Origin of the sequence: Pseudomonas iranensis (genome assembly GCF_014268585.2) — a bacterium.
Lineage (GTDB): Bacteria > Pseudomonadota > Gammaproteobacteria > Pseudomonadales > Pseudomonadaceae > Aquipseudomonas > Aquipseudomonas iranensis.
This window is the reverse complement of the sequence record NZ_CP077092.1, coordinates 5,824,326-5,850,614: the sequence shown is the minus strand read 5'-3', so window position 1 is coordinate 5,850,614 and position 26,289 is coordinate 5,824,326. Positions and strand designations below refer to the sequence as shown.

At 60.7% G+C, this 26,289-nt stretch carries 23 protein-coding genes and 1 riboswitch; of the genes, 8 read left to right on the top strand and 15 right to left on the bottom strand.

The features are described 5' to 3' along the window. Positions 1 to 88 precede the first annotated feature (88 nt). Positions 89 to 706, top strand: a complete 618-nt coding sequence (gene trhA / locus HU724_RS26395) for a PAQR family membrane homeostasis protein TrhA (protein ID WP_039757573.1) — start codon at positions 89 to 91, stop codon at positions 704 to 706. 136 nt (positions 707 to 842) lie between these two features. Here the strand turns inward: trhA and HU724_RS26390 are convergent, their stop codons facing one another. Both HU724_RS26390 and HU724_RS26385 read right to left on the bottom strand, forming a co-directional pair. Beyond that, positions 843 to 1,562, bottom strand: coding sequence for a 16S rRNA (uracil(1498)-N(3))-methyltransferase (locus HU724_RS26390; protein WP_041476795.1), 720 nt, complete (start codon positions 1,560 to 1,562; stop codon positions 843 to 845). A gap of 152 nt (positions 1,563 to 1,714) precedes the next feature. Then, a complete protein-coding gene (locus HU724_RS26385) occupies positions 1,715 to 3,121 on the bottom strand; it encodes an adenosylmethionine--8-amino-7-oxononanoate transaminase (protein ID WP_186569301.1) in 1,407 nt (468 codons plus the stop codon). A 223-nt stretch (positions 3,122 to 3,344) separates the two neighbouring features. Between HU724_RS26385 and HU724_RS26380 the strand changes: the two genes are divergently transcribed. Further along, a complete protein-coding gene (locus tag HU724_RS26380; RefSeq protein WP_186569300.1) occupies positions 3,345 to 5,114 on the top strand; it encodes a flavin monoamine oxidase family protein in 1,770 nt (589 codons plus the stop codon). Between the two features lie 344 nt (positions 5,115 to 5,458). On the opposite strand, the gene HU724_RS26375 is transcribed toward HU724_RS26380, so the two are convergent. Next, positions 5,459 to 5,974, bottom strand: coding sequence for a hypothetical protein (locus HU724_RS26375; RefSeq protein WP_186569299.1), 516 nt, complete (start codon positions 5,972 to 5,974; stop codon positions 5,459 to 5,461). A gap of 285 nt (positions 5,975 to 6,259) precedes the next feature. Between HU724_RS26375 and HU724_RS26370 the strand changes: the two genes are divergently transcribed. Then, a complete protein-coding gene (locus tag HU724_RS26370) occupies positions 6,260 to 6,811 on the top strand; it encodes a cytochrome b (RefSeq protein WP_186569298.1) in 552 nt (183 codons plus the stop codon). 31 nt (positions 6,812 to 6,842) lie between these two features. After that, positions 6,843 to 7,421, top strand: coding sequence for a YceI family protein (locus HU724_RS26365; RefSeq protein WP_133335944.1), 579 nt, complete (start codon positions 6,843 to 6,845; stop codon positions 7,419 to 7,421). A 251-nt stretch (positions 7,422 to 7,672) separates the two neighbouring features. On the opposite strand, the gene rhlE2 is transcribed toward HU724_RS26365, so the two are convergent. The 5 genes from rhlE2 to ahcY all read right to left on the bottom strand — a co-directional run bounded on the left by rhlE2 (position 7,673) and on the right by ahcY (position 14,242). Beyond that, complete coding sequence (gene rhlE2 / locus HU724_RS26360) at positions 7,673 to 9,550, bottom strand: RNA helicase RhlE2 (protein ID WP_186569297.1); 1,878 nt, start codon at positions 9,548 to 9,550, stop codon at positions 7,673 to 7,675. A gap of 221 nt (positions 9,551 to 9,771) precedes the next feature. Then, positions 9,772 to 10,584: a substrate-binding periplasmic protein gene (locus HU724_RS26355; protein WP_186569296.1), complete on the bottom strand. Its 813-nt coding sequence runs from the start codon at positions 10,582 to 10,584 to the stop codon at positions 9,772 to 9,774. 87 nt (positions 10,585 to 10,671) lie between these two features. Next, positions 10,672 to 11,754: a hypothetical protein gene (locus HU724_RS26350; protein ID WP_186569351.1), complete on the bottom strand. Its 1,083-nt coding sequence runs from the start codon at positions 11,752 to 11,754 to the stop codon at positions 10,672 to 10,674. A gap of 73 nt (positions 11,755 to 11,827) precedes the next feature. Next, on the bottom strand, positions 11,828 to 12,673 hold the full coding sequence (metF, locus tag HU724_RS26345) for a methylenetetrahydrofolate reductase [NAD(P)H] (RefSeq protein WP_056786871.1): 846 nt from the start codon (positions 12,671 to 12,673) through the stop codon (positions 11,828 to 11,830). Between the two features lie 159 nt (positions 12,674 to 12,832). Further along, positions 12,833 to 14,242 (bottom strand): adenosylhomocysteinase, encoded by a 1,410-nt coding sequence (gene ahcY / locus HU724_RS26340; RefSeq protein WP_016772771.1) that lies wholly within the window; start codon positions 14,240 to 14,242, stop codon positions 12,833 to 12,835. Positions 14,243 to 14,265: 23 nt separating this feature from the next. Continuing rightward, positions 14,266 to 14,364: riboswitch (S-adenosyl-L-homocysteine riboswitch) on the bottom strand. Positions 14,365 to 14,562: 198 nt separating this feature from the next. Between ahcY and HU724_RS26335 the strand changes: the two genes are divergently transcribed. After that, the gene (locus HU724_RS26335) at positions 14,563 to 14,967 is read left to right on the top strand and encodes an acyl-CoA thioesterase (protein WP_016772772.1); all 405 of its coding nucleotides are present in this window, start codon (positions 14,563 to 14,565) and stop codon (positions 14,965 to 14,967) included. A gap of 174 nt (positions 14,968 to 15,141) precedes the next feature. Next, positions 15,142 to 16,029, top strand: a complete 888-nt coding sequence (locus HU724_RS26330) for a formate/nitrite transporter family protein (protein ID WP_133335952.1) — start codon at positions 15,142 to 15,144, stop codon at positions 16,027 to 16,029. On the opposite strand, the gene HU724_RS26325 is transcribed toward HU724_RS26330, so the two are convergent. Further along, positions 16,030 to 17,295: a cation:proton antiporter gene (locus HU724_RS26325; RefSeq protein ID WP_186569295.1), complete on the bottom strand. Its 1,266-nt coding sequence runs from the start codon at positions 17,293 to 17,295 to the stop codon at positions 16,030 to 16,032. It abuts the gene before it with no gap. Between the two features lie 250 nt (positions 17,296 to 17,545). Next, positions 17,546 to 18,715 carry an MFS transporter gene (locus HU724_RS26320; RefSeq protein WP_071173880.1) on the bottom strand — a complete coding sequence of 390 codons (1,170 nt, stop codon included), beginning with the start codon at positions 18,713 to 18,715 and terminating at the stop codon, positions 17,546 to 17,548. Between the two features lie 331 nt (positions 18,716 to 19,046). Between HU724_RS26320 and HU724_RS26315 the strand changes: the two genes are divergently transcribed. Next, on the top strand, positions 19,047 to 19,430 hold the full coding sequence (locus tag HU724_RS26315; RefSeq protein ID WP_039757593.1) for an MAPEG family protein: 384 nt from the start codon (positions 19,047 to 19,049) through the stop codon (positions 19,428 to 19,430). Between the two features lie 114 nt (positions 19,431 to 19,544). On the opposite strand, the gene mltA is transcribed toward HU724_RS26315, so the two are convergent. Further along, positions 19,545 to 20,729 (bottom strand): murein transglycosylase A, encoded by a 1,185-nt coding sequence (gene mltA / locus HU724_RS26310; RefSeq protein ID WP_133335954.1) that lies wholly within the window; start codon positions 20,727 to 20,729, stop codon positions 19,545 to 19,547. A gap of 128 nt (positions 20,730 to 20,857) precedes the next feature. On the opposite strand from mltA, the gene HU724_RS26305 reads away from it, so the two are divergent. Then, the gene (locus tag HU724_RS26305) at positions 20,858 to 21,307 is read left to right on the top strand and encodes a c-type cytochrome (RefSeq protein ID WP_056786463.1); all 450 of its coding nucleotides are present in this window, start codon (positions 20,858 to 20,860) and stop codon (positions 21,305 to 21,307) included. A 165-nt stretch (positions 21,308 to 21,472) separates the two neighbouring features. On the opposite strand, the gene HU724_RS26300 is transcribed toward HU724_RS26305, so the two are convergent. The 4 genes from HU724_RS26300 to HU724_RS26285 form a co-directional block, all read right to left on the bottom strand. Beyond that, positions 21,473 to 21,868, bottom strand: a complete 396-nt coding sequence (locus HU724_RS26300; protein WP_016772779.1) for a DUF1090 domain-containing protein — start codon at positions 21,866 to 21,868, stop codon at positions 21,473 to 21,475. A 97-nt stretch (positions 21,869 to 21,965) separates the two neighbouring features. After that, complete coding sequence (ligB, locus tag HU724_RS26295) at positions 21,966 to 23,642, bottom strand: NAD-dependent DNA ligase LigB (RefSeq protein WP_186569294.1); 1,677 nt, start codon at positions 23,640 to 23,642, stop codon at positions 21,966 to 21,968. 221 nt (positions 23,643 to 23,863) lie between these two features. Continuing rightward, a complete protein-coding gene (gene metK, locus HU724_RS26290) occupies positions 23,864 to 25,054 on the bottom strand; it encodes a methionine adenosyltransferase (RefSeq protein WP_024014624.1) in 1,191 nt (396 codons plus the stop codon). An 18-nt stretch (positions 25,055 to 25,072) separates the two neighbouring features. Next, positions 25,073 to 26,068: an ArsR/SmtB family transcription factor gene (locus tag HU724_RS26285; protein WP_186569293.1), complete on the bottom strand. Its 996-nt coding sequence runs from the start codon at positions 26,066 to 26,068 to the stop codon at positions 25,073 to 25,075. Positions 26,069 to 26,289 lie beyond the last annotated feature (221 nt).

Sequence of the window (26,289 nt, the reverse complement as noted above, 5' to 3'; positions counted from 1 at the left end):
CAGGCGAGGTTGAACAGAAACATTGCGCTTTTACGCTCAAGGCCCGAGCCTTGCGCGCTTGCGGTAGTGACTACGAGGTATGCGACACATGTATCACGGGGAAAAACTCAACGCCTGGACCCATCTGGTCGGAGCCATCGCCGCGTTTATCGGCGGCGTTTGGATGCTGGTGATTGCCAGCCTCGACGGCAGTCCGTGGAAGATCGTCAGCGTGGCGATCTACGCCTTCACCTTGCTGGTGCTCTACAGCGCCTCGACCGTGTACCACAGCGTGCGCGGGCGCAAGAAAGCGATCATGAAGAAGGTCGATCATTTCTCGATCTACCTGCTGATCGCCGGCAGCTACACGCCGTTCTGCCTGGTGACGTTACGCGGGCCTTGGGGCTGGACGCTGTTCGGGATTGTCTGGGGGCTGGCGCTGATCGGCATCCTGCAAGAGATCAAACCGCGCTCCGAGGCACGGATTCTGTCGATCGTGATTTACGCGGTGATGGGCTGGATCGTGCTGGTCGCGGTCAAACCGCTGATTGCCGCACTGGGCACGGCCGGGTTTGCCTGGCTGGCGTCGGGCGGGGTTTTGTATACGGTGGGGATTATCTTTTTTGCCCTCGATCACCGGCTGCGGCATGCCCATGGCATCTGGCATCTGTTCGTGATTGCCGGGAGCTTGCTGCATTTTGTGGCGATTCTGTTTTACGTCCTGTAGCCCGGCTGACTGATCGTTCCCACGCTCTGCGTGGTAACGCCTCCTGTGACGCTCTGCGTCACGCTGTTTGGGACGCGGAGCGTCCCGGGCTGCATTCCCACGCAGAGCGTGGGAACGATCAGTCCGGCAAAAAGGTTTAGAAATCACCCCAAAGTTGCTGGGCTACCGCCAGCGCCACCACCGGCGCAGTCTCGGTGCGCAATACGCGCGGGCCGAGGCGGGCGGCGTGGAAACCGTTGCCTTTGGCCTGCTCGACTTCGCCGTCCGTCAGGCCACCTTCCGGCCCGATCAGGAACGCCAGCGTCGCTGGTTTGGCATGGCTGACCAGCGGTTCTGCGACCGGATGCAGCACCAGTTTCAATTCGGCTTCGGTCTGCTTGAGCCAGTCCGCCAGCAACACTGGCGGATGAATCACCGGCACCCGTGAACGCCCGCACTGTTCGCAGGCACTGATCGCCACTTGGCGCCAGTGCAGCAAGCGCTTGTCGGCGCGTTCGTCCTTGAGCCGCACTTCGCAGCGTTCGCTGAAGATCGGGGTGATTTGCGTCACGCCCAGTTCAGTGGCTTTCTGAATCGCCCAGTCCATGCGCTCGCCCCGGGACAGGCCCTGGCCGAGGTGGATCTGCAGCGGCGATTCGATTTGCCCGGCGAACTGCTCGTCGATCTGCACGACCACGCGTTTCTTGCCGACATCCACCAAGGATCCGCGAAATTCATGGCCGGAACCGTCGAACAACTGCACCGCATCGCCTTCGGCCATGCGCAACACGCGGCTGATGTAATGCGCCTGGGCCTCCGGCAGTTCGTGTTCGCCAGTGCTCAGCGGGGCGTCGATAAAGAAGCGGGACAGTCTCATTTCGGGTCTCTGGAAAGATATGAATCAGTTGGATCGGTGTCGACTTCATTCGCGAGCAGGCTCGCTCCCACACTTGAAATGCATTCCCCTGTGGGAGCGAGCCTGCTCGCGAAAGCGGCAGTCCAGCCACCGCAAATCTCAAGCAAGGCGAATCAGCCTGGGTCACGGAAACCGGGATGGAAGTCTTTCGGCACCGCCACGCTGACGCTGTCACGTGTAGCGATATCAATACCTTCACTGGCCACTTCGGCCAGGAAGTCGATCTGCTCCGGAGTGATCACATACGGCGGCAGGAAATACACCACGCTGCCCAGCGGGCGCAACAACGCACCACGCTCCAGCGCATGCTGGAAAACTTTCAAGCCACGACGCTCCTGCCAAGGGTAGGCCTCTTTCGTGGCTTTATCCTTGACCATCTCGATGGCCAGGACCATGCCGGTCTGGCGCACTTCGGAAACGTTCGGGTGATCGACCAGATGCGCGGTCGCCGAGGCCATGCGCTGAGCCAACGCCTTGTTGTTCTCAATCACGTTGTCCTGCTCGAAGATATCCAGCGTCGCCAGTGCCGCCGCGCAGGCCAGCGGGTTGCCGGTGTAGCTGTGCGAATGGAGGAACGCGCGCAGGGTCGGATAGTCGTCGTAGAACGCGCTGTAGACCTCTTCGGTGGTCAGGCACGCCGCCAGCGGCAGATAGCCGCCGGTCAGGGCTTTGGACAGGCAGAGAAAGTCCGGGCGGATGCCGGCCTGTTCGCAGGCGAACATCGTCCCGGTGCGGCCGAAGCCGACGGCGATTTCATCGTGGATCAGGTGCACGCCGTAACGGTCGCAGGCCTCGCGCAACAGCTTGAGGTACACCGGGTGATACATGCGCATGCCGCCGGCGCCCTGAATCAGCGGCTCGACGATCACTGCCGCGACGCTGTGATGATTCTCCGCCAGCGTCTGTTCCATGGCCGCGAACATATTGCGCGAGTGTTCTTCCCAGCTCATGCCTTGCGGGCGCAGATAGCAATCCGGGCTCGGCACTTTGATGGTGTCCATCAGCAGGGCTTTGTAGGTCTCGGTGAACAGCGGCACATCGCCAACCGCCATCGCTGCCATGGTTTCGCCGTGGTAGCTGTTGGTCAGGGTGACGAAGCGCTTCTTGTTCGGTTGGCCGCGATTGAGCCAGTAGTGAAAGCTCATCTTCAGCGCGACTTCGATGCACGACGAGCCGTTATCGGCATAGAACACCCGGTTCAGGCCTTCCGGCGTCATTTTCACCAGACGCTCGGACAGCTCGATCACCGGCTGATGGCTGAAACCGGCAAGGATCACATGTTCGAGTTGATCGACCTGATCCTTGATGCGCTGGTTGATGCGCGGGTTGGCGTGGCCGAACACGTTGACCCACCAGGAGCTGACCGCGTCGAGGTAGCGCTTGCCTTCGAAGTCTTCGAGCCAGACGCCTTCGCCGCGCTTGATCGGGATCAGCGGCAGCTGTTCGTGGTCTTTCATCTGGGTGCAGGGATGCCACAACACCGCAAGATCGCGTTGCATCCACTGGTTATTCAGGCCCATTTACAGTCTCCTCGAGGCGGCTCGCGTCAGGCGCGGGCGAACAATCGCGCAAGCCTATGCAATGCATCGCGCGGGAACAACCCATTGTGTCGATTGAGCTACTTTGTCTGAGCCGATAGACGTCGCTGGCGGCGTTTTGATGGCTAACGTATTCTTCGCGGTTCTTTGAGTCGTCTGACTCGCAAAGCTGCTTTTTCCCACATGTTTTTCCGGAGTTCGCTGAATGTCTGTCGGTTGGCTGCGCGCCTGTGCGCTGGTGATGTTGGGGCTGTTCAGCGTTACGGCGCTGGCCAAGGATAAAACCGCAATCGTGATCGGCGGCGGCCTGTCGGGTCTGACCGCTGCTTACGAACTGCAGAACAAAGGCTGGCAGGTCACCCTGCTGGAAGCCAAACCGAGCCTGGGCGGCCGCTCGGGCATGGCCACCAGCGAGTGGATCGGCAACGACAAGACCCAGCCGGTGCTGAACAAATACGTGTCGACCTTCAAGCTCGGCACCACGCCGGCGCCGGAATTCGTGCGTACCCCGGGTTATCTGATCGACGGCGATTATTTCTCCGCCGCTGATCTGGCCACCAAGCAGCCAGCCACCGCCGATGCGCTCAAGCGCTACCAGAAAACCCTCGACGATCTGGCGCGCTCGATCGACGACCCGCAGAATCCGGCGGCGACCGCCACCCTGCATGCACTGGACCAGATCACCGTATCGAGCTGGCTCGACAAGCAGAACCTGCCGGCCACCGCGCGTCAGTTGATCAACCAGGACATCCGCACCCACTACGACGAACCTTCGCGTCTGTCGCTGCTGTATTTCGCTCAGCAGAACCGCGTCTATCGCGGCGTCTCCGACCGCGACCTGCGCGCCTCGCGTCTGGTCGGCGGCAGCCAGGTCCTGGCGCAGGCCTTCGTCAAACAGATCAAGACCATCAAGACCAACTCGCCGGTCTCGGCGATCATCCAGGACAAGGACGGCGTGACCGTCAAAGTCGGCAGCGTCGGCTATCAGGCTGACTACGTGGTGCTGGCGGTGCCGTTGCGCGCACTGAACAAGATCGCCCTGACCCCGGCGCTGGATGCTCAGCATCTGGCGGCGATCAAGGGCACCAACTACGGTTGGCGCGACCAGATCATGCTGAAGTTCAAGACGCCTGTGTGGGAAAGCAAATCGCGCATGTCCGGCGAGATCTACAGCAACGCAGGTTTAGGCATGCTCTGGATCGAGCCGGCGCTGAAGGGCGGCGCCAATGTGGTGATCAATCTGTCCGGCGATAACGCCCGTGTGATGCAGGCGTTCGGCGACAAGCAGATGGTCGATCAGGTGCTGATCCGTCTGCATGCGTTTTATCCACAGGCCCGTGGCTCGTTCACCGGTTATGAAATCCGTCGCTACAGCACCGACCCGTCGATGGGCGGCGCCTACCTGGCTTACGGCCCGGGGCAGATCAGCAAGTTCTGGCGCCTGTGGGAACGTCCGCTGCAACGCGTAGCGTTCGCCGGCGAACACACCGACACCTTGTACCCGGGCACCCTGGAAGGCGCACTGCGTACCGGCCAGCGCGCTGCCAGTCAGGTTGAAGATCTGGCGGCCGGCAAATCGTTCGAGCCAGCCAAAGTGGTTCCGGCTGCAGCAGCGGCAGGCGCGGCGGGTGCGGTGGCGGCGAAGAAGGGCAACTTCTTCAGCAACCTGTTCGGCGGTTCGGATGACGAGAAAAAGCCTGAGCCTGCGAAAGCGCCAGAGCCAGCACCTGCTCCGGCCGCTCCAGCGCCTGCACCGATCCCGGCACCTGCGCCAGCGCCGGTGGAAGCACCGAAACCAGCGGCCCCGGTAAAAGCCGAGCCAGCGAAGAAAGCGGCGGCCAAGCCAGCAGCGAAGAAGCCTGCGGCCAAAACCGAAACGAAAAAGCCGGCGGCCAAACCGGCGGCCAAGAAGGCTGAACCGGCGAAGAAGCCAGCGGCCAAGCCGGCGGCGACCACCGAGAGCAAAGCGCAGTAAGGCTCTGCTCCATGAAAAAACGCGGCCCTCGGGTCGCGTTTTTTTTGCCCTGCATTTTCGTCCTTCGCGCAGCGGTCACGAGGCTTACCGTTGTACCGGATGCTTCCCACAGCACGCTCGGAACGAGGTGATAGCCGCTGCCTGAGCGCCAGTTCTATGCTGGAAAAAACTGGAGGCACTTGATGAAAACGCTCATGGTCTTACTCGCGCTGATGACACTTTCCGGCTGTAGCAACGGGCAGTTCTTTCCCGGCGGTTATGGTTCCGAACTTGCGCATAAATGCCAGATAGATCCCTACAGTGCCGAGTGCCTGCAACCGCCAGCGGTCCTTCACAACTAGCCGCTACACGTTCGGGAGTGAGTAAAACTCCCACTTGAAAAACTCGGTCCCGTTCGGCAGCTTCCTCTGCCACCTCTGCTTGGGTTTGCGCATACGCCCGGGGATAAAACCAAAGCGCGCCCAGCGCAGATCGCCTGTGCGCTGGTCGTAAATCACCAGATTGCCGTCGTCCTGCACGGTCATGTACGTGTGGTACCACAGCGATTTATCGCCGGTATGCGTGCTTTCCGCGATCCACAGTCGCCGCCTGGAAGGGTCGTACAGGAAGCCACTATTGCTGATCACGAACTGCAGCGGCTCGCGCATCTTCTTCGGGTGCAAAGTTGCACTGTAAGGTTGATTGGCGTCGGCGATCCAGATAACCCCCTCACCGTCTTTGAGGACCAGATTTCCATCGCTTTGCAGCATCAGACGAAATCGACCGTTCTCGGATTGCAGGAATTGGCCGGCGGACATCGTTTGGTTGGGCGGCAACACGGAAGAACCGCTTGCTTGAAAGGGGGTATATCGAAGAGCCATGTGTTGCACCTGTTTGTAATGAGAATGGAGACATCATTCGAACAGGTGCAAAAGCCGCATCAGCGGTACAGGGTTATCGGCTTCGCAATTGTGTGCCTTTAACGTTGAAACGCAGCCCCCGTCATTTGTACAAGCGCCCCATGCCGAAATCGCCTTTAATCCTTCCTTAACTCCCCGCTCGCAGACTCTTGATCGTATTTCTCGATATTTCAAAGCAAAATTTTCCGCTTTAATTCGATAGATAACTCGCTAGTCTTGGTTCGCAGTTCTCACAGGATTTGGGCAATGCAGCTACGTAACTCTTCTTCGCGCTATGGTTGGGTCAGCATCTTCATGCACTGGGGCGTGGCGCTGGCGGTCTTCGGGCTGTTTGCGTTGGGTCTGTGGATGGTCGGGCTGGATTACTACAGCACCTGGCGCAAAGACGCGCCGGACCTGCACAAGAGCATCGGTCTGGTGCTGCTCGGTGTGATGGTGTTGCGGGTGCTGTGGCGTTTCATCAGCCCGCCGCCGCCAACGCTGCAAAGCTACAGCCGCATGACCCGTATCGGCGCCAAGTTCGGCCACGGGTTTCTGTATCTGTCGCTGTTCGCTGTGATGATTGCCGGTTACCTGATTTCCACCGCAGACGGTGTCGGGATCCCGGTGTTTGGCCTGTTTGAAGTTCCTGCACTGCTCTCCGGACTACCGGATCAGGCAGATACCGCTGGGGTGATTCATCTCTGGCTGGCGTGGGCACTGGTAATTTTTTCCGGTCTCCATGCGTTGGCAGCATTGAAGCACCACTTTATCGATCGTGATGCGACCCTCACCCGAATGCTCGGTCGCAAAGCCTGAAGTTCAACCTCGACTCAAAGGAAAAAAAAGCATGTTGAAAAAGACTCTGGCCGCTCTGGCAATCGGTTCTGCCGTGCTGTCCGCCAACGTAATGGCTGCTGACTACGTAGTAGACAAGGAAGGCCAGCACGCCTTCGTCGACTTCAAGATCAGCCACCTGGGCTACAGCTTCATCACCGGTACCTTCAAGGACATCGACGGCAAGTTCAGCTTCGACGCTGCCAAGCCTGAAGACAGCAAGATCGAGTTCAACGTCAACACTGCCAGCGTGTTCACCAACCACGCCGAGCGCGACAAGCACATCGCCAGCGCTGACTTCCTCAACGCCAGCAAATTCGCCAAGGCCACCTTCGTCTCCACCAGCGTCAAATCCACCGGTGCCAACACCGCTGACGTGACCGGCGACCTGACCCTGCTGGGCGTGACCAAGCCGGTTGTCGTCAAGGCTACCTTCCTGGGCGAAGGCAAGGATCCATGGGGCGGCTACCGTGCCGGCTTCGAAGGCACCACCACCATCAAGCGCTCCGATTTCGGCAAGCAGAAAGACCTCGGTCCGAAGTCTGACGCGGTCGAGCTGTATGTTTCGTTCGAAGGTGTGAAAGCGAAATAAGTTTCGCCGCCACATGAAAACGCCCCCGGTCGAAAGGCCGGGGGCGTTTTTTTATTGCTGCAACACGCTATTCCGTGTGGGAGCGAGCCTGCTCGCGAAAACGGTGTGTCATTCGACAGACATGCAACTGATCCGACGCTTTCGCGAGCAGGCTCGCTCCCACAGAGGTATTGCGGTGTGGCAGAGATATTCGAGGTAAAAAAATGCCCCGGCTCTTTCGAGCCGGGGCATTTTTCATGGCGGTTTGACACTCAGCGATTGCGGGTCAGCAGTGCTGGTTTCTCGCCACGCGGGCGGCTTGGCAGTTGATCGAGTTGCTCAGGCGTCGGGAAGCGGTCGGCTTTCGATTCCTTGTGCATGATCTTCGGGCCATTGCTGCGCGGGTTCTGCACGGCTGGTTGCTCGGTACGTGGCTGATCGTCACGGGCCGGGCGGCGGTTGCGCTGAGCGGATTCGTCACGACGACCCTGACCGTCACGCGGTGCGCCATTGCGCGGGCCGCTGCGTTTGGCCGGTGGAGTGCCGGTGCTCGAACCGTTGCTGTTGCGCGGGCCGTTCTGACGACCCTGTGGCTGACCGCCACGCGGTGTGCCAGCGCCTGCACCTTGTGCCGGTGCGCCCGGACGACGGCCACGGCCACCGGCCGGAGCGGCTTTCGGCACGTAGTCAACGCGGTTACCAAAGTTATCCACATCGTCGTCGAGGAATTCGTCCGGGGCACGGTCAGCCGCCGCACGCGGTGGCTGGCTCGGGCGCTGATCGCGGCTTGGTGTGCCTTCGCGCGGTTTCTGCTGACGGGCAGGGCGCTCGCCACGGTCGCCGGCCGGCTTCTCTTTGCCTTTGCCTTTGTCTTTGCCTTTGTCCTTGCGACCGCCGCCACCGCCGCCGCCATTCGGGCCGTCGCCACGTGGGCCACGAGAATTGCGCGGGTTACGGATGTCCGGACGCTCGCGGGTTTCCGGCTTCTCGGCTTCGATGGTGCTGGAGTCGAAGCCCATCAGATCGCCGTCGGCAATCTTCTGCTTGGTCATGCGCTCGATGCTTTTCAGCAGCTTCTCTTCGTCCGGTGCGACCAGGGAGATCGCCTCGCCGGAACGACCGGCGCGGCCGGTACGGCCGATACGGTGTACGTAATCTTCATCGACGTTCGGCAGTTCGAAGTTGACCACGTGTGGCAACTGATCGATGTCCAGACCACGGGCGGCGATGTCGGTCGCTACCAGAATGCGCACTTCGCCGGCCTTGAAGTCGGCCAGGGCTTTGGTGCGGGCGTTCTGGCTTTTGTTACCGTGGATCGCCACGGCTGGCAGGCCGTGTTTGTCCAGGTATTCAGCGAGACGGTTGGCGCCGTGCTTGGTGCGGGTAAAGACCAGCACCTGTTCCCACGCGCCGGCGGTGATCAGGTGCGCCAGCAGTGCACGTTTGTGGCTGGCCGGCAGGCGGAATACGCGTTGTTCGATGCGCTCGACCGTGGTGTTCGGCGGCGTGACTTCGATGCGTTCCGGGTTGTGCAGCAGTTTGCCGGCAAGATCGGTGATGTCTTTGGAGAAAGTCGCCGAGAACAGCAGGTTCTGACGCTTGGCCGGCAGACGCGCGAGGACTTTCTTTACGTCGTGAACAAAACCCATGTCGAGCATGCGGTCGGCTTCGTCGAGGACGAGGATTTCAACGTGGGACAGATCGACGCTGCCTTGGCCGGCGAGGTCGAGCAAGCGACCCGGGCAGGCGACGAGTACGTCGACGCCACGGGACATGGCCTGGACCTGCGGGTTCATGCCGACGCCGCCGAAGATGCAGGCGCTGACGAATTTCAGGTCACGGGCGTAGATCTTGAAGCTCTCGTGCACCTGGGCCGCGAGTTCGCGGGTCGGGGTCAGGACCAGCACGCGCGGTTGGCGCGGGCCGTGACGCTGGGATTTGTCCGGGTGACCGTTGGGGAACAACCGCTCCAGAATCGGGAGGGCGAAACCGCCGGTTTTACCGGTACCTGTCTGAGCCGCCACCATCAGGTCGCGACCTTGCAACACGGCGGGAATGGCCCGCTGTTGCACCGGAGTAGGCTCGGTATAGCCCGCATCTTCGATGGCACGGACTAAAGCCTCGGAGAGACCGAGGGAAGCAAAGGACATGAGTAATCCTGTTTTAGTTAGGGCTTGGCCCAATGGGAGTCTTGCCTGGCGCGAATCACGTTTAAGAGGACGCAATCCCGTCCGGTCCAGCGGCGGTTCCGAAGGCACGTCAGGAGCGCTCGCGCGGGCTGGAAGCTGCGCTGTAGCGGGTCGAGAGGCCTGTTACGGTTCCGGGCGTCCGGGCGTGAGCCTGGCGGGAACGCCGGAGTATAACAGAGCAATCACTGCGCGCTGCTTTCCTGCTGCTCAACGGTTTTGCCGCCGGCCGTGGCCGAACGCAGTGACGCGCTATCAACGGGCGCAGCACCGTAACGTGCGCTGAGCTCGGCGTAGGCCGGTTCGCGCTTGAAACGCTTGAGCTCGGCGCCGAAACGCTGCACCAGCAAGTCCATACCGGCATTGCGCCGAACCGCAAGAAACTGGCTCTGACGGCTGATAACCGCCGGGTTTTCCGTGATCAGATCGCGAATATTCAGCTCATCGAGCAAATGCTGGCCGACGCGGCGATCGGTAATCAGCAGGTCGATCCGCCCGCGCACCAGTTTGCCGAAATTGGCTTCATGGGTCGGTGCCGGCTCACGAACAAACAGGTCCGACTGGCTGAAGTCAGGGCTGTACAGATAACCCGGCGAGGTGCCGATGGTCAGGCCTTTGAGTTGTTCGAGGGTGTTGAAAGGATGCGGTCGCTCATTGGCGTAAAACATCACGAATTCGACATCGGACAGCGGTTCGCTGGGGTAGAGCAGGGTGGCGTCGCGTTCGGCACTGTGAAAGATGTCCAGCGCACCGTCGGCCTGACCGGTCTCGAGCATCGACAGGCAGCGCTTCCACGGCAGGAACTGCCATTCCACTTCAATGCCCAGACGCTGGAACACGATGGCGGTGGTTTCGTAGTCAAGACCAAGGTTTTTGCCACCCTGTTCGTAGACGTACGGCGCCCACGGCTCGGTGACAATACGCAACTTCTCCCCCCGAGCGGCGACGCTCAGGCAAGTCAGAAGAATAACGCTCAGCAGTTGGGCAATAAGGGGCATGGCCTGAGGTTAGTACGCGAAACGCCTGATGAGAAGCTCTGGCATGCATGTTTCGCGCAGACCCCGGGCGCAATGGCCGTGATGGCCTTATTTGCTTGCGGTTTTCAGCAGGTGCTGATGGACCTTGGCGTGGCGCGCACCCAAGATCTGCTTGACCAGACCGCGACTGAACCAGTCCCTGAGCAAGTGCCTGCAAACCGGCTTGCCGATGCGTTGCTGCTGGTTTTCCAGCGCCTTGTCCCACCAGACCGGTGCACACGCCTGATCGAACTCGTTGGGATGTTCATAGCAGCCGTAAAGGATTTCGCGAATGAACTGACGCAGATGTGCCGGCAGCAGCAGCGTAACGAACTTGTAGAACATTCGTTGCAATCGCGGTGGGCGAGGCAGCTGCGGCGTCACGCGTCGGGTGTCGTCCAGCGCAGCCTGGCCGGTCGGGTTGTCGCCATGCTTGGCGACCCAGGCCTGAACCTTGGCTCTGAACAGATGTTTGCGGCTCCAGTAGTGATGGATCAGATCCGGGCACTTGTTGACGTCCAGCGTGCGATAGGCCGCCACTGACAGGCAGAACTCTTCAAGGGTGTAGGCCCCCTTGGCCGACGGGAACAACTCATCAATCAAAGCGATGGAGCGGTCGAGCACGTGTGCGTCCTGCTGGCGCAACCCGATCACGCCGGAGTTGAGCAGGCGCATGTGATCGTCAGTCAGGCCTTTTTCCAGAAGTTTTGCCGACAGTGTGCTGTACAGCAGGCTCGATTTGTTGTCGCCATAACAGGCGTAGTAGTCATTGCACAGCAACGTGCCGGGCTGCACCCGCTCGAACAGTTTCAGCGGCGAGCAGTGGAAGAACGTGTCGGTGTCGATCAACAGCGCCGTTTCGTATTCTTCAAGAACCGAGCGCAAGGCGACATGTTTGACGCGGAAATGGTAACCGTGGGGCTCGCTCCATTTCTGGCGCGTTTCGGCGTCCAGAGGGCGAACGCGCACGGGAAGATGCGCATAGGGTTGCGGGTTGTCGCTGAAGACCTGGATATCGATCGCGGCATCCGGTGTCTCGCGCAACCACGCCAGAGCACTGGCGATGCTGAAAACAGCTTCCTGATGGTAGGTCTCGGCACCGAAAACCAGATAGACCAGTTGAGGGCGTATTTTTGTTTGCGCGCAGATCATCGACAACAATATTCCATTTGTGCTTTTCAGTGAAAAGGCCCGGTTAGGGCCTTTTTTATCGCATGGAAAACCTTCAGCGCGGCAGCTTCAGGTTGTTCCAGATCGCCAGGCTAGGTTCGGCCTGGTTCATCGAGTAGAAGTGCAGCCCCGGCGCGCCGCCTTGCAGCAGGCGTTCGCACATCTCGCTGACGACTTGTTCGCCAAAGCTTTGGATGCTTCGCGTGTCATCGCCGTAGGCTTCCAGTTGCTTGCGGATCCAGCGCGGAATTTCCGCACCGCAGGCATCGGAGAAGCGCGCGAGTTTGCTGTAGTTGGTGATCGGCATGATCCCCGGCACGATCGGCAGATCCACGCCCAGCGCCTGCAAACGGTCGACGAAGTAGAAGTAGCTGTCGGCGTTGAAGAAGTACTGGGTGATCGCGCTGTCGGCACCGGCCTTTGCCTTGCGCACGAAGTTGGCGAGATCGTCTTCGTAGTTGCGCGCTTGCGGATGCATCTCCGGGTAAGCGGCGACTTCGATGTGGAAATGATCGGCGGTTTCTTCACGAATGAATTCCACCAGTTCATTGGCGTGACGCAGCTCACCGCTGGTCATGCCCATGCCGGACGGCAGGTCGCCACGCAGGGCAACGATGCGCTTGATGCCGGCAGCCTTGTATTCGTTCAGCAGGCCGCGCAGGTCGTCCTTGCTGTCACCGACGCACGACAGGTGCGGAGCGGCAGGTACTTTGACTTCGCTTTCCAGCTGCAACACGGTGTTGAGCGTGCGATCACGGGTCGAACCGCCAGCGCCGTAGGTGCAGGAAAAGAAATCAGGGTTGTAAGTGGCCAACTGACGGGCAGTGGCAAGCAGCTTTTCTTGCCCGGCATCGGTCTTGGTCGGGAAAAACTCGAAGCTGTAGCGACGGTCTTGGGACATGGTCATACCCTTGGAAACAAGTACCTTCGAGGCGCTGCAATCCGTTGTGGGAGCGAGCCTGCTCGCGAAAGCGCAGGGTCAGACAACACGGATGTTGAATGATAAACCGCCTTCGCGAGCAAGCTCGCTCCCACAGGGAGAGCGAGCATTCAGCGCCTGTTAGTAGCGGTAGGCGTGCGGCTTGAACGGGCCTTCGACGGTGACGCCGATGTAGTCAGCCTGTTGCTTGGTCAGTTGGGTGACCACGCCGCCGAAGCCGCGAACCATTTCCAGGGCCACTTCTTCGTCGAGTTTCTTCGGCAGTACTTCAACGGTCAGACGCTCGGCTTTCTGCGCTGGCGACAGGTCGGCGTACTTCTGGCCGAACAGGAAGATCTGTGCCAGAACCTGGTTGGCGAACGAACCGTCCATGATGCGGCTCGGGTGACCGGTGGCGTTGCCCAGGTTCACCAGACGGCCTTCGGCCAGCAGGATCAGGTAGTCGTCGTTCTGTGGGTCGAAGCTGCCGGCACCGGTGCGGTGAACCTTGTGCACCTGTGGCTTCACTTCTTCCCATGCCCAGTTCTTGCGCATGAAAGCGGTGTCGATTTCGTTGTCGAAGTGACCGATGTTGCAGACAACGGCGCGCTTCTTCAGGGCTTTGAGCATGTTCGCGTCGCAAACATTGACGTTACCGGTGGTGGTCACGATCAGGTCGATCTTGCCCAGCAGCGCTTTGTCGATGCTTGCTTCGGAACCGTCGTTGATACCGTCGATGAACGGCGACACCAGTTCGAAGCCGTCCATGCAGGCTTGCATGGCGCAGATCGGGTCGACTTCCGACACTTTGACGATCATGCCTTCCTGACGCAGCGACTGGGCCGAGCCCTTGCCCACGTCACCGTAACCGATGACCAGCGCTTGCTTGCCGGACAGCAGGTGGTCAGTGCCGCGCTTGATCGCATCGTTCAGGCTGTGACGGCAGCCGTACTTGTTGTCGTTCTTGGACTTGGTTACCGAGTCGTTGACGTTGATCGCCGGGATCTTCAGCTCGCCCTTGGCCAGCATGTCCAGCAGACGGTGTACGCCAGTGGTGGTTTCTTCGGTCACGCCGTGAACGCGATCCAGCACTTGCGGGTATTTCTTGTGCAGCAGCTCGGTCAGGTCGCCGCCGTCGTCGAGGATCATGTTGGCGTCCCATGGCTGGCCATCCTTGAGGATGGTCTGCTCCAGGCACCACTCGTACTCTTCTTCAGTCTCGCCTTTCCAGGCGAACACCGGGATACCGGCAGCAGCGATTGCGGCAGCGGCCTGATCCTGAGTAGAGAAAATGTTGCAGGACGACCAGCGTACTTCGGCACCCAGGGCAACCAGGGTTTCGATCAGCACGGCGGTCTGAATGGTCATGTGGATGCAGCCGAGGATTTTCGCGCCCTTGAGCGGCTGCTCGGCAGCGTATTTGCGGCGCAGACCCATCAGGGCAGGCATTTCCGATTCGGCGATGATGGTTTCGCGACGGCCCCAGGCAGCCAGGGACATGTCGGCAACTTTGTAATCGGTAAAATCGGCAGGCGTGTTGACAGCGCTCATGAAGAGCCTCCATTCGTAATGTATGCGAATGGGCGCCGTTGTGCGTTTAGTGTCCGGCGCAGGCCGGTCAACGCCCCATCCGAGCCTGACAGGTCGAACCTGCTGCAGCGCCCCTCGGACAGGTGGCGGGAAAACGGTAGCCAGTGAACGTTACCGTTTTTTGAAACGGGGGCGATTATAGCCGCCCGGGCTGATCTTCCAAAGGGTTTCTGTCGGCCAGATGAAGATCGCCAATGGCGACCATAGTCGCAGCTGCCTGGAGCCTGACTGAGCAGTCTGCCAAGATGGGCGCATCTTTCGGCAAGCGCTCAGGAGTGAACATGAATTTCCACACCCGCAAATGGGTTAAACCCGAAGACCTCAACCCCAACGGCACCCTGTTCGGCGGTAGCCTGCTGCGCTGGATCGACGAAGAAGCGGCGATCTACGCCATCGTGCAACTGGGCAACCAGCGTGTGGTGACCAAATACATCTCGGAAATCAACTTCGTCAGCGCCTCGCGCCAGGGCGACATCATCGAACTGGGCATCACCGCCACCGAATTCGGCCGCACCTCGATCACCCTGACCTGCGAAGTGCGCAACAAGATCACCCGCAAGAGCATCCTCACCGTCGAGAAAATGGTGTTCGTCAACCTCGGCGAAGACGGCCTGCCGGCGCCGCACGGGCGGACCGAGATCAAATATGTGAAAGACCAGTTCAAGGATGACGAAGCCGTTCAATAACCTCAGCGGCGCATTCTTCGCGAGCAGGCTCGCTCCCACAGGTACAGCGTGATCCTTGTGGGAGCGAGCCTGCTCGCGAAAGCGGTTGCCAATTCAGCGGAGATTCGCCTGGCCACTGAACAGCCATGAAGCGCAACGGTCGTAGCTACATCGCCCCCCACCGGTTGCCACGCCATGACCACCCCCACCAGCGACAAGACCCCCGACCTCTCGGCCAAGGAGCAGCACGAAGTCGAGAAGAGCCAGCCGCCCCGCGCGGCCGTTCTGCATGAAATCATCCGCACCCAGGGCGATCAGGAACTGGAGCGCAGCATTGCCGCGCTGTGGTGGTCGGCGCTGGCGGCAGGGTTGACCATGGGCCTGTCGCTGATGGGCATGGGATTGCTCAATTCGCGCCTGCCCGATGGCGACGAATTCAAGGTGATCGCCAGTTTCGGCTACTGCGCCGGTTTCCTCGCGGTCATCCTCGCGCGCCAGCAACTGTTCACCGAAAACACCCTGACCGCCGTGCTGCCGGTGATGACCAGGCCGACGCTGAAGAATTTCCTGCGCCTGATCCGTCTGTGGACAGTGGTATTGGTCGGCAACCTCTGCGGGACGATTCTGGTGGCGTACGTGATGCTGGAACTGCCGATTTTCGACAGCAAGACCGACGTCGCCTTCCTCGAGATCGGCCGCAAGGTCATGGAACACAGCGCCAGTCAGATGTTCGCCAAGGGCATCGTCTCCGGCTGGATGATCGCCACCATGGTCTGGATGATCCCGTCCATGGAGAGCGCGAAGATGTGGATCATCATCCTCATCACCTACTTCATGGCGCTGGGCGACTTCACCCATATCGTCGTCGGATCGGCGGAAGTGTCGTATCTGGTGTTTGCCGGCGAGTTGCCGTGGAGTGATTTCTGGGCGGTGTTCGCCGGGCCGACGCTGGCGGGGAACATCATTGGCGGCAGCTTTATCTTCGCGCTGATCAGCCATGCGCAAATTCGCAGTGAAAGCGGTGCGCCGAAGGAATCTGCGGATCAGGCTGTCAAGCCCGACCCGCAGGCGATCAAGAAATGATCAGTGGTGGGCTGGCTCAGGCACGAAGGCCGGCTCATTGCGCGTTGCGTGCTTGACCAGTTTGCCGATGGTCAGGCCCTGCAGCAGGATCGATGACAGCACAACGATGTAGGTGATGCTCAGCAGCAGGTCGCGTTCCGGGCCCAGCGGCAGGGCCAGCGCCAGGGCCACCGAAACACCACCGCGCAAACCGCCCCAGGTCAGGATGCGGATGGTGCCGGCCGGCACTGAGCGCCAGCGGCGCAGCAAAAGGATCGCTGGCGCCACGGTGAGCAGGCGCGACAGCAGGATCGCCACCGCCAGCAGACCTGCGGCGGCCATGTGCAGCCAGTTGAACGGCAGCAGCAACAGCTCCATGCCGATCAGCGCAAACAGCAGCGCGTTGAGCATGTCATCGAGCAATTCCCAGAAACCGTCCAGATAGCGCCGGGTCATGTCGTTCATCGCCAGATTGCGCCCGAGGTTGCCGATGATCAGACCGGCCACCACCATCGCGATCGGTGCCGAGACGTGCAACTCGGTGGACATCGCCGAGCCGCCGATCACCAGGGCCAGGGTCAGCATCACGGTGATCTGATGCTGCTCGACGCTTTTGATCATCCGATAGACCAGATAACCGATCAGCCCGCCGAACAACACGCCGCCGATCGCCTCATGGACGAAGAGCATGGCCGTGGCGCTGACGGTCGGGGTTTCGCCCAGTTGCGCGATGCCCAGCAGCACGGTGAAGACCACGACCGCCGTGCCGTCGTTGAACAGTGATTCGCCGACGATGGTGGTTTTCAGTGGTTTCGAAGCGTTGGCGGTACGCAACACGCCGAGCACGGCAATCGGGTCGGTCGGTGAGATCAGCGCGCCGAACAACAGGCAGTAGAGGAAACTCACGTGCCAGCCGAACAGGGCAAAAATGTAGAAGGCCAGGCTGCCGATCACCACGGTGGCGATCAACACGCCGAAGGTCGCCAGCAGGCCGATCGGCCAGCGGTAGCTGCGCAAATCATTGAGGTTGACGTGCAGGGCGCCGGCGAACAGCAGGAACGAGAGCATCCAGTTCATCAGCAGATCGCCGAAATCGATCTGGCCGATCAGTTGCTGCACGCGGTCTTCGAGGCCGGGAAAGCCGAGGACGCTGAGGCCTTGCAGGAGCAATGAGAACAGCAGGGCGGTAACCATCACGCCGATGGTCGGCGGCAGGCCGATAAAGCGGAAATTGACGAAGGTCAGGAGGGTAGTGAGGCAGATAAAAGCGGCGACAAGTTCAAGCATCCGGGGTCCTTTGGATGAAGGGTGAATGGAGCGCGACCGGAGGTTGGACGCAGGGGTTTGATGGGCGAACAGCGACATGGGACACACCACTGTTCATTGTGGCGAGGGGATTTATCCCCGCTCGGCGGCGAAGCCGTCGCAAACCAGGTTATCGATTATTCCTGACAAAACCCGATTGAAGGTTTTTGGGGCTGCTGCGCAGCCCAACGGGGATAAATCCCCTCGCCACAGGTAGTCAGTCGCAGAGGTCTCAGCCAGACACATTGACCGCACTCGCCCGCCGACGTTGCAGGTAAATGAACAACAGCGCCGTCAGCACCGTCAGCACGCCAACCAGCGCCCCGGTCCACGGCAGGTCCGCCAGATCCGCGCCGCTGGCAACCACCAGTCCACCGATCCAGGCGCCTGCGGCATTGCCAAGGTTGAACGCGCTCTGGTTCAGCGTCGAACCCAGATTCGGCGCTTCGTGCGCCTGATCGATGATCAACAGCTGCAGAATCGGGCACAGCGCAAAGGCGAAAATTCCCCACAGCACCAGGGTAATCGCCGCCGGAATCACCGCGCGGCTGGTCTGGCTGAACGCCGCGAGAATCACCACGACTGCCAGCGCAACGCCGACCAGCGACGGCAGCAAGCGGCTATCAGCCAGGCGCCCGCCGAGCATGCTGCCCGCTGTCAAGCCGACGCCGAACAACAGCAGCATCACCGTCACGCCGTGGGGGCTGACGCCAGTGATGTCTTGCAGGATCGGTGCGATATACGTGAACACGCTGAACAGGCTGGTCGAGGCCAGCACGCTCATGCCCAGCGCCAGCAGCACGTTGGCCTTGCCCAGCACTTTGAATTCGCTGGCGAGATTGGCCTTGTCCATCGCGATGTGTTTCGGCAACCACAACCATTGCGCCAGCGCGGCGACAATGCCGATTACCGACACCGCCCAGAAGGTCGAGCGCCAGCCAGCGTATTGGCCCAGCGCTGTGCCCAATGGCACGCCGAGCACGTTGGCCAGGGTCAGGCCGGTGAACATCATTGCAATGGCTTGCGCGCGTTTGTTCGGCGCAACCAGGCCGGCGGCAACCACCGAGCCAATGCCGAAAAACGCGCCATGACACAGCGCCGTGACCACGCGCGCCGCCATCAGCGTCGCGTAGTTCGGCGCGAGCGCGCAGAGCACGTTGCCGAGGATGAACATCAGCGTCATGCCCAGCAGTGTCGCTTTGCGCGGCATATTGGCGGTGCCGATCGCCAGGATCGGTGCGCCGAACACCACGCCCAGGGCGTAACCGGTGATCAGCAGGCCGGCGTGAGGAATGCTCACCGCCAGATCGCGGGCGACGTCGGGCAGCAGGCCCATGATGACGAATTCGGTGGTGCCGATGCCGAACGCGGCAACGGCGAGTGCAAGCAAAGCGAGGGGCATGCGCAAGGTCTCTGTCGGTAGTCTTGACGCTTTGATCAGGCATACGGGTGCCAGCGACCGTTTTCGAAGAAAGCGGAGCAGGCAGCTTTTATTGGAATTTTTTGGTGTGCAGCTGAGTACGGCGCGGTGGTTGCAGTATAAACAGCTGCTGACACATGGCGAATCAATAATCTGACTAATCGACGGCGCGCTGGAAGTGCCATGCTATATCCGCCTGAAAGAACCTTTCGGCCGGGCGCTGCTCTTAGCCTGTGGGCAGGTGCTGATCGGCATGCTGGTGATGAAGTTCTGACCGCTCGCCAATTTCTCCAATCGAAAAAAGGACGACGTTATGACAGTGGCTCTGTGGTGTGTGTTGATCGCGATTTTCCTGCCGTACGTGTGCACGATCGTGGCGAAGGCCACCGGCGGTTTCCGCTTGAAGGACAATTACGATCCACGGGATTTTCTCGACAGCGTCGATGGCGTCGCCCGTCGCGCCCACGCCGCGCAACTGAACAGCTTTGAAGTAACGCCTGCGTTTGCCGCTGCGGTGATCGTTGCGCATCTGGTCGGTACTGCGCAGCTGGTGACGGTCAATGTGCTGGCCGTGCTGTTTATCACCAGTCGCCTGCTGTACATCATTTGCTACCTGGCTGACTGGGCTGCACTGCGTTCGGTGGTGTGGTTTATCGGGATGGGGCTGATTGCTTCGTTTTTCTTTGTGTCGATCTGATTATCGGCTGTTGCTGCCGGCCTCTTCGCGAGCAGGCTCGCTCCCACATGGAAATGCATTCCAGATGTGGGAGCGAGCCTGCTCGCGAAAGCGATGGGTCAGACGACGAAGAACCTAAGACTTTTGCTTCGGTGTATCCGCCACCTGCGGCACTTGCGGCAACGCCGCCCCTTTGGGCCAGAGCATCCAGATCTGCCCCTGCTGCTTCATGTCCCCGGCCAGTTGCCCGGCCGCATCACCCGTGCCCCAGAACAGATCCGCGCGCACCTCACCGGCAATCGCGCCGCCGGTATCCTGCGCCGCGACCGGGCGCACCAGTGGGGTGCCATCCGGCTTGGTGGTCGACAGCCATAACAGACTGCCCAACGGAATGACCTTGCGATCCACCGCCGCGCTGTAGCCGGCGGTCAACGGCACGTTCAGCGAGCCGCGCGGGCCTTCGTTGCTGTCCGGGTTGCGGGTGAAGAACACGTAGCTCGGGTTGCTGGCGAGCAGTTCCGGGATGCGCGTCGGGTTGGCCTTGGCCCAGTTGCTGATCGCACTCATGGTCACGTCTTCTTTCTTCAGCTCGCCTTGCTCGACCAGCCAGCGACCGATCGGTCGGTAAGGGTGGCCGTTCTGATCGGCGTAGGCGATGCGCAACTGTTTGCCGTCCTCGGTCTGAATCCGGCCCGAGCCCTGGATCTGTAGAAATTGCAGATTCATCGGATCAGTCAGATAGGCGACCACTGGCGCTTTCACGCCTTTGGATTCGATGGTCGCCGCGTCGTCGTAAGGCTTGAGCACGCGGCCTTCGAGGCGGCCGCGCAGGCGCTTGCCTTTCAATTCCGGGTAGATGCTGTCGAGCGAGACGATGATCATGTCTTCCGGCACGCCATACACCGGCACGTTTGCTGTCGCGGTCGGCGTCAGGCTGCCGGGGTACACCGGTTCGTAGTAGCCAGTGATCAGACCGTTGGGGTTGTCGTTCTCGGCGCGCAGGCCGTAGACGTCGAGATTCTGCTTGAGGAATGCACGAATCTCGGCGGCGCTTTGCGGCACATTCACCGCCGCAGCGCAGGTCGGCCCCCAGACTGTGTCGGCTTTGAGTCGTGTGCAGGCGCTGCGCCACGAGCCGAAACCGGCGACCAGATCGCTGTCGGAGACCGCAGGCAACGCTTCCCAGGTCGCGCTCGAATAAGTGGCCAGCGCATGGGTTTTTGGTTTGGCGCTGTCGCCGCCTGTGCAACCGGCGAGGATGGCGAGCAGTGGAAGGGTGACGATAAGCGGGTGACGCCAGGCCGTGAAGCGGCTGTTCATGGAGTGATTCCTGTGCCGGTTGGCCGAGTGCTCCATGCGCTCGACCAACCCGTATTTTTAATAGGGCTATTGGTGTTTGGCGGTGAGCCGAGGATACTGGCCGCCGATTTCCGCGACCTGAAGCCATCATGACTCTGAAACCAATTGCTGTTGTATTGCTGGCCTGTCTGACCTTGTCCGCCTGCGGCGGTGTCGACCCGAATTCGCCGCTGGGTCAACGCAAGGCGATCTTCAAGCAGATGCTCAAGACCAGCGAAGACCTCGGCGGCATGTTGCGCGGGCGCATTGCCTTCGACGGGCCGAAATTTGCCGAGGGCGCAGTCAGACTTGATGCGTTGGCCCATGAGCCGTGGAAGCATTTCCCGCAGGTTCGCGAAGAAGATCACACCAGCGCCAAAGATGATGTCTGGCAGAAACAGGCGCGTTTTCAGGAGCTGGCCCGCGCCCTCGAAGCGGCTACCGGTGAATTGGTGGTCGCCAGTCAGGTTCAGCCGTACAAGGCCAGCAATCTTGGGCCGGCAGTGCAGAAAGTTGAAGATGCCTGCAGTGCTTGCCATAAAGAGTTTCGCGATCATTGATTCCTGCAGCTGCTGAGTGCCTTGTGGCGAGGGGATTTATCCCCGATGGGCTGCGAAGCAGCCCCAAAACCATATAACCGAGTTTTTTCAGTCGGACCCGACCAGCCGAATGTGCGACGGCTTCGCCGCCGGACGGGGATAAATCCCCTCTACACAGGGCTTTGGTTACTTGTCGATCTCGTCCAGCGCTTCCTGCAGTTCCTTGCGCGACTCGGCGAGTTTTTCCTTGCGCTTGTTGATCTTCTCCGGATCGCCCTTCTTCATGGCCTTGTCGAGGTCCGCCTGACGCTGGCTCACCTCATGCTTGGCCTCAAGCACTTTGTTCTCACGTTCTTTTTTCAGCCCGGCGTCGGTGCAATGTTCGTTCACTTCACGCAGTGCGGTTTCCAGGCCTGCCTGCTGCTCCATGTTGCCGCGCGACTTGGCCTGTTCGATCTGATTGATGATGCCCTGCTTCTTGGCAGCGCAACCGGTCAGGCCCGGGCCGTCTTCTTCGGCCATGACCGGGGCGGCCATGACGCCGCAAAGAGTAAGCAGGGCGAGCGGTGCGAGAAATTTCATAAAAGCTCCATGTGCAAAGGCAATCGGGGTGGGAGGGCACTGCGCTGTTGGAGCGTCTGGCCGGCCGTTGGGTTCCCGCCGGGCGGGGATTGCAGGTTCAGAAGCCGTCGATTCCGGCGGCTTTCAAGGTTTCACTCAAAGCCAGTACCTGCGGGTCGCGAAAGAATGCGCTCAGTTGCGCCGCGCGTCCCGGGCCGATGCCGGCTTCTGCCTGCCATTGTTCAGTGTCGCGTTGTGCCAGGGCCTGCCACGAATCGTCCAGTTGTGCCTGTCCGGCCGGCGGCATGCCCAGCGCTTTCAACCATCGAGCGAACGGCTGTTGCCGCGCGCCGTGAAAACTCTGGATCAGACGTGCGCTGCTGCGCTCGCCGAGGCCGGCAATGTTAGCAAGCTCTGACGCATCGAGGGTCAGCCAATCCAGCAGGTGTTTCAGACGGCCTGTTTCCAAAAGTTTCTCCCAGGTGCCACGCCCGACATGCTGCATGGCCAGGCCCTGCTTGCCACTGATCCAGGTCAGACGCGCGAGAAACTGGCTTTCACACCCCGGCGTCGGTTGCCAGCAGCTCAGTACGTGGTAATCGCCGGCATCGGGAATGCTGATGTCCGCCCGTTCGCTGGTGCGAAGCACGACACTGTCCAGGCGCGGAATGGTCAGCCCGGCGAGACTGATTGCCACCTGATCGCCTGGACGGATGTCGAGGGTTTGCCAGCGCTTGAGCGAGCTGACGCTGACCCGTTTGATTTCGCGGTCATCGAGTCTGACCGGCAGCAGTTCCAGCACCGGCGTGATCCGCCCGGTGCGGCCGATCTTGAAATTGACCTTGCGCACCTCGGCCAATGCCTGGGCGAACGGGTATTTCCAGGCGATCGCCCAATAAGGTGCCTTGGCCTGCCAGCGTTCGGCAGGTGGCCGTTGGCTCTGACGCAGGACCACGCCGTCGCTGGCAAAGGGCAGGGGCGAGCGATACCAGTGCTCGCGCCATTGTTGCGCGTCTTCGAATCGGCTGACGGGCTGGGTATAGGGCTCGGTTGTGGCGAACCCCAATGTCTGAAGTTCGGACAATCTTTCCGGCAGCCGCACAGGAGCTTGCGGCCAGTCCCATACAAACAGACCGATCCCGGCGGCCTGTTCGGCATCCAGGGATTTGCGCCCCATCAGCCCGGCGACGGTGGCGCGGGCGTTGACGCTGCCGGACTGTGATTGAACATGGGCGTTCAGGCGCCAATAGAGTTCGCCTTGCACCAGCAGATCCCGTGGCTGCCTCAACCGTTGCGGAATGGCTGCAATCCTGCGCGCGGAAGTGGTCCAGTCCTGACCATTGACACCGTCGCCGCGGCTGATCGCCTGCTGCAATATTCCCTGGCGGTAGATCAGGGTGACAGCCACGCCGTCGACCTTGGGCTGCACCCAGACGTTCTGGCGATCGCGCAACCAGTGGGCGACGTCTTCGGCTTTGTGCAGCTTGTCCAGGCCGGTGTGGGCGATGGGGTGGATGACCGGGCCGGACGCGGTGCGCAACGGCTGCGGGGATGAGGGTTGGTTGAAACAGGCTTGCCATTCTTTCAGCCGCAGCTGGGACTGGTCATAGAGTTCGTCGCTGATCAATGAACGGCCTTCGCGGTGATAGGCGTCGTCCCATTGGTCGATCCGATTTTGCAGGGCGGTGATTTCGCGTTGGGCTTGGGAAAGATCCCAGTTCGGGCAGTTGGCTTGGCTGACGAGGGTGATGAGTGCCAGCAGGAAGGCCAGCAACAGGCGCAGTGTGAAGAGCATAGTGAGCGTCCTTGCTCGGGGGTGATGCTTGAAGGGTAGGTGAGGATCTGAAGAACGTTGCGCGGCTTTTTTGCGAACTGTTTCGGGGCAGGGGAACTGGTGTTGCCGGGGCGGGCGCCTGCGCGAGCAGGCTCACTCCCACAGGGATCTCAAAAAATCTGTCAGGCATGAAAAAGCCCCGCACGGCGCAAACCGTACGGGGCTTTCATGCAGCCAGGGGGTTACAGGCCAGCGGCAGAACGCAGGGCGTCGGCGCGGTCGGTTTTTTCCCAGGTGAACGTGGTGAAGCTGTCTTCGCCAACGGTCTTGGTCTGCGGCGCACGACCGAAGTGGCCGTAGGCTGCGGTTTCCTGGTACATCGGGTGCAGCAGGTCGAGCATGGTGGTGATTGCGTATGGACGCAGGTCAAACACTTCACGCACCAGTTTGATGATCTTGTCATCGCTGATCTTGCCGGTGCCGAAGGTGTTCAGCGAGATCGACGTAGGCTGGGCCACACCGATCGCGTAGGAAACCTGGATCTCGCAACGCTCGGCCAGGCCGGCCGCAACGATGTTCTTGGCCACGTAACGGCCAGCGTAGGCAGCCGAACGGTCAACCTTCGATGGATCCTTGCCGGAGAACGCGCCGCCGCCGTGACGGGCCATGCCGCCGTAGCTGTCGACGATGATCTTGCGACCGGTCAGACCGCAGTCACCTACCGGGCCGCCAATGATGAACTGGCCGGTCGGGTTGATGTGGAACTGGGTGTCCTTGCTCAGCAGTTCGGCAGGCAGTACGTGCTTGACGATCAGCTCCATTACGCCTTCGCGCAGGTCTTTGTACGACACTTCCGGGTTGTGCTGGGTCGACAGAACCACAGCGTCGATGCCGACAACCTTGCCGCCTTCGTAACGGCAGGTCACTTGCGACTTGGCATCCGGACGCAGCCAAGGCAGCAGGCCCGACTTGCGTGCTTCAGCCTGACGCTGCACCAGCTGGTGCGAGAAGGTGATCGGCGCTGGCATCAAAACGTCGGTTTCGTTGCTGGCGTAGCCGAACATCAGGCCCTGGTCGCCGGCGCCCTGATCTTCAGGCTTGGCGCGGTCAACGCCCTGGTTGATGTCAGGGGACTGCTTACCGATGATGTTCATCACGCCGCAGGTCGCGCCGTCGAAGCCGACTTCGGAGCTGGTGTAGCCGATGTCGCAAATCACGTCACGAACGATCTGCTCCAGGTCGACCCAGGCGCTGGTGGTCACTTCACCGGCAACGATGGCCACGCCGGTCTTGACCAGGGTTTCCACAGCCACGCGAGCGTGTTTGTCCTGGGCAATAATGGCGTCCAGCACCGCATCGGAAATCTGGTCGGCGATTTTGTCCGGATGTCCTTCAGACACGGACTCGGAGGTGAAGAGGGAGTATTCGCTCATCTCGATGTTTTCCTGAATTTACCGATGGTGAGTGTCGCCAGCCGGTCGCTGAAAGTGGCGAACCTGGATCTGGAAACCATTACGTAAGCCTACATAGAGGCTTTCCCCGGGAACGAGTCCCGCAGCGGTGGCCCAACGGGCCAGATCGTCCTGTTCAAACCCCAACCAGAGATCACCGCAGGCCTCCCTGGCCCAACTCTGGTTGTGGCTACATAACTCTGTCACGAGCAGGCTACCGCCCGGTTGCAGCAGATCGGCCATGTGCCTGAGCGCATCGGCCGGAGCGGCGAAATGGTGCAGGACCATGTTCAACACTACGCAATCGGCTTGAAGGCTTGTGCCGTTCAATGCATCGGCCAATTGCAGGCTGATGTTAGCCAGCTGTTCACGTTCACACACCTGACGCGCCAGTTCGAGCATCGCCGGGCTGTTGTCCAGCGCGGTTACGGTGCCGAAGCGACGGGCCAGTTCCGGCAGAAAAGCACCATCGCCGGGGCCGACTTCAATGGCCGTGGCTCCACCATCGAAGTTCAGTTTGTCGAGCAGGGCCAGCACGCTGTCACGGTACTGCGGCAGGCCTGCGATCAAATCCTGCTGGGCACGGAATTTTTCCGCGACCCGGGCGAAAAAGTCCCGGCTGGCGGCGGCACGCTGGCCGTGAACCTGCTCGATGCGTGCTTGCACTTCATCAGGCAGATCCAGATCGTCGACTTCTTCCAGCAATGCCGCGTGCAACTTGCCGCCGAGCAATCCGCTGTGGGGAAGGGCGCGACGATAAAAAATCGCGTTGCCCTCACGGCGTGTCGCCACCAGATCGGCTTGCGCCAGCACCTTGAGGTGGTGGCTCATGCCCGATTGGCCGATGCCGAAAATCTGCGCCAGCTCCAGCACGCCAAACGAATCGTTGGCCAGCGCGCGCAAGACATTCAGCCGCAGCGGATCGCCGCCGGCCTTGCACAAGGCCGCCAGCTCGTCGCAATCGTCATGGCGAATGGAAGGCACGCGTAAGTTCATAGGGCTGGCAGTCTAGAGACGGGGGCAAGGCACCGCAAGGCCAATATCAAAAAGTTTTGATATTGCTCGATAAATGGCACTTCTCGGCGGACGGCAGTCTCTACAAACGAATAGCGGAAAGGTTTCACCAAGCGAAACCTGTGCTATCGATTGGAAAAACGCCTGCCGATGACTATCTGTCATTGCCCCGAGGCGCATGGGTGAGGGAAAATGCCCTCCTT